Here is a 2057-nt window from a genome sequence, read left to right as displayed (position 1 = left end):
GGCGTTCCAAAAGCTCAACGCAGGGCAGCAAACCTCCAAAATAATTAATACCTTACACAAATAATACAAACACCAAAACAAGTGAAAGCCAGCAGAACGCCCTGCACGCTTTATACATTGGACGTTAGGCACAAGCTAAAACACCACTTTCGACAATTGACAAAAATGTAAAGAAACGGTAAATTTTAAGCATAAAGTTGTATATACAACTTATTTCATTATCTTTGTTCTATGGAAAGTGAATCAAACTTTAGTTATCAGGATTGCATATCGAATAAAGTAATGCAGCTCAATAGGATAATTGCTAATATCTTTAGGAAGTATCTAAAGCCATTTGGCATAACCGATAGCCAATTATCAATCTTATTCGTGTTAGCAAAAAAATCTGACCTAAATCAAAAGAAGCTTTCGGAATTAGTCGTGCTAGAAAAATCTTCACTAAACAGAAACCTATCAAGACTAGAGAATGCCAATTTAATTTCTAAGAATGATTTCCCCTATATCAATATTACCGATAACGGTAGAGATTTGGTTTTAAGAATTACCCCAGAATGGAAGAAGGCAATGGTTGAAAGTGAAAAACTATTACAAAATGACGGCAAGATTGCCCTTGAAGTAATTATGAATAATATTAAGCAATGACCAACGCACGAAGAATACAGATAGGCACAAACTGAAATACAATGAAAAAAGAACTAAAAAGAAAAATAGCCTTTGCCCTTAGTATGGGCATCATAACCACGGCAATAGTATCATTTACCTTGATTGTAATAAATGTTGGTTTTAATAAAGAGTTCGTAGCTATCTGGCTAAAATCTTGGTTTGTAGCCTACATTGTTGTAGTGCCGTTTATATTAATTCTTGGACCCAGATTGCAAACTTTTATAGATAGCAAAGTTGATTAATTGAAACCTTTAAACTGACCAATAAATCACAGCTCTTCCGATTTATTGGCGTTAATTAAAAGAAGAACAATGAATGACCAAGAAAACATACAGCTCACTTTAGAATATTTGTCAATAATCATTCTTGGTGGACTAATCATTTTTCAATTATCGCATTTTACAGTTGCAGGTTGGAAATTTTGGAAAAATGATAAGTTTAGAATAGCGAAAACAATTTTCGTAGCCATCTTCTGGATAGTCTATGGGACTTATTTTGTAATAACCGTAACAAACATTAATTCATACGCCGATGCTGTTCCATATGTTTTGTGCGGACTTTATCTGCCATCATTAATTTGCTTAATACTAATCGGTGTTTCAAAAAAGTTCAGAAAATTTATAGACCAAACTTCATTAAGATGGACAATTCAAAGCGTTGAAGGACCAGCCCGAATGATAGTCGGAATCATATTTCTATTTTGGTTTTTTGCTGGTCGCTTGCCTGGAATAGTGGCTTGGGTAGCTGGACCTGGGGATTGGATAGCAGGATTTATCGCGTTTTATGCTGTAAAAAGACTTCGGATTTTCAAAAAAACGGCAGGATTAACATCCAAACATTGGTCAATTGATGATTTTAAAAATAATCTCAGTAAGCAAAATCTGAATTTGCAGATTGCCAAAATGAATAAAAACCTAAATATAGCAATCGCGTTTGTTGCTTTTGGAATACTTGACTTTATTCTGGCGCCTGCCTCAACAGCAATAAGTATTCTAAATGGCAACGTTCCAGAAGAAATGGGCAGAATACCATTGACATTAATCCCTTTAGTTTTGGTACCCCAAGTTCTCTTGCTCGAAATATTTGCTATGCGCCAACTGATAGGGTTAAAGAAAATGATAAAAACTATCAAGAATAAGCCAGTGCCTAACATTGTATAAACGCAATAGCGGTTTAGGTGCAAACCCGCACCGTTTTTGTTTTGATTTAAGTATATTACTAACCGAAAAGCAGTAGCATAAAGCCCGCTACTGCGCTTATACGAGACCGTTGATGGTCAATTACCTTCGGCCGCAATGCTCCATAAAATAAGAAAATTAGGGCTCAATCGAGAGGTTGGGGAATTTAGCAAATCAAAGTTTTGAAGTACTCTCCGCTTGCATCATTTAGATCAA

3 protein-coding genes are annotated in these 2057 nt (G+C 35.2%); all 3 read left to right on the top strand.

Annotated features, from left to right (window positions below; genetic code table 11):
- Window positions 1–231 precede the first annotated feature (231 nt).
- The 3 genes from EAX61_RS16275 (at window position 232) to EAX61_RS16265 (ending at window position 1823) form a co-directional block, all read left to right on the top strand.
- Window positions 232–642, top strand: a complete 411-nt coding sequence (locus EAX61_RS16275; RefSeq protein ID WP_121918766.1) for a MarR family winged helix-turn-helix transcriptional regulator — start codon at window positions 232–234, stop codon at window positions 640–642.
- Between the two features lie 41 nt (window positions 643–683).
- The gene (locus EAX61_RS16270) at window positions 684–905 is read left to right on the top strand and encodes a DUF2798 domain-containing protein (RefSeq protein WP_121918765.1); all 222 of its coding nucleotides are present in this window, start codon (window positions 684–686) and stop codon (window positions 903–905) included.
- A 69-nt stretch (window positions 906–974) separates the two neighbouring features.
- Window positions 975–1823 carry a hypothetical protein gene (locus EAX61_RS16265; protein WP_121918764.1) on the top strand — a complete coding sequence of 283 codons (849 nt, stop codon included), beginning with the start codon at window positions 975–977 and terminating at the stop codon, window positions 1821–1823.
- Window positions 1824–2057 lie beyond the last annotated feature (234 nt).

The organism is Dokdonia sinensis (assembly GCF_003688895.1).
In the GTDB taxonomy this organism is placed as follows: Bacteria; Bacteroidota; Bacteroidia; order Flavobacteriales; family Flavobacteriaceae; genus Dokdonia; species Dokdonia sinensis.
This window is presented reverse-complemented; position numbering and strand designations above follow the sequence as displayed.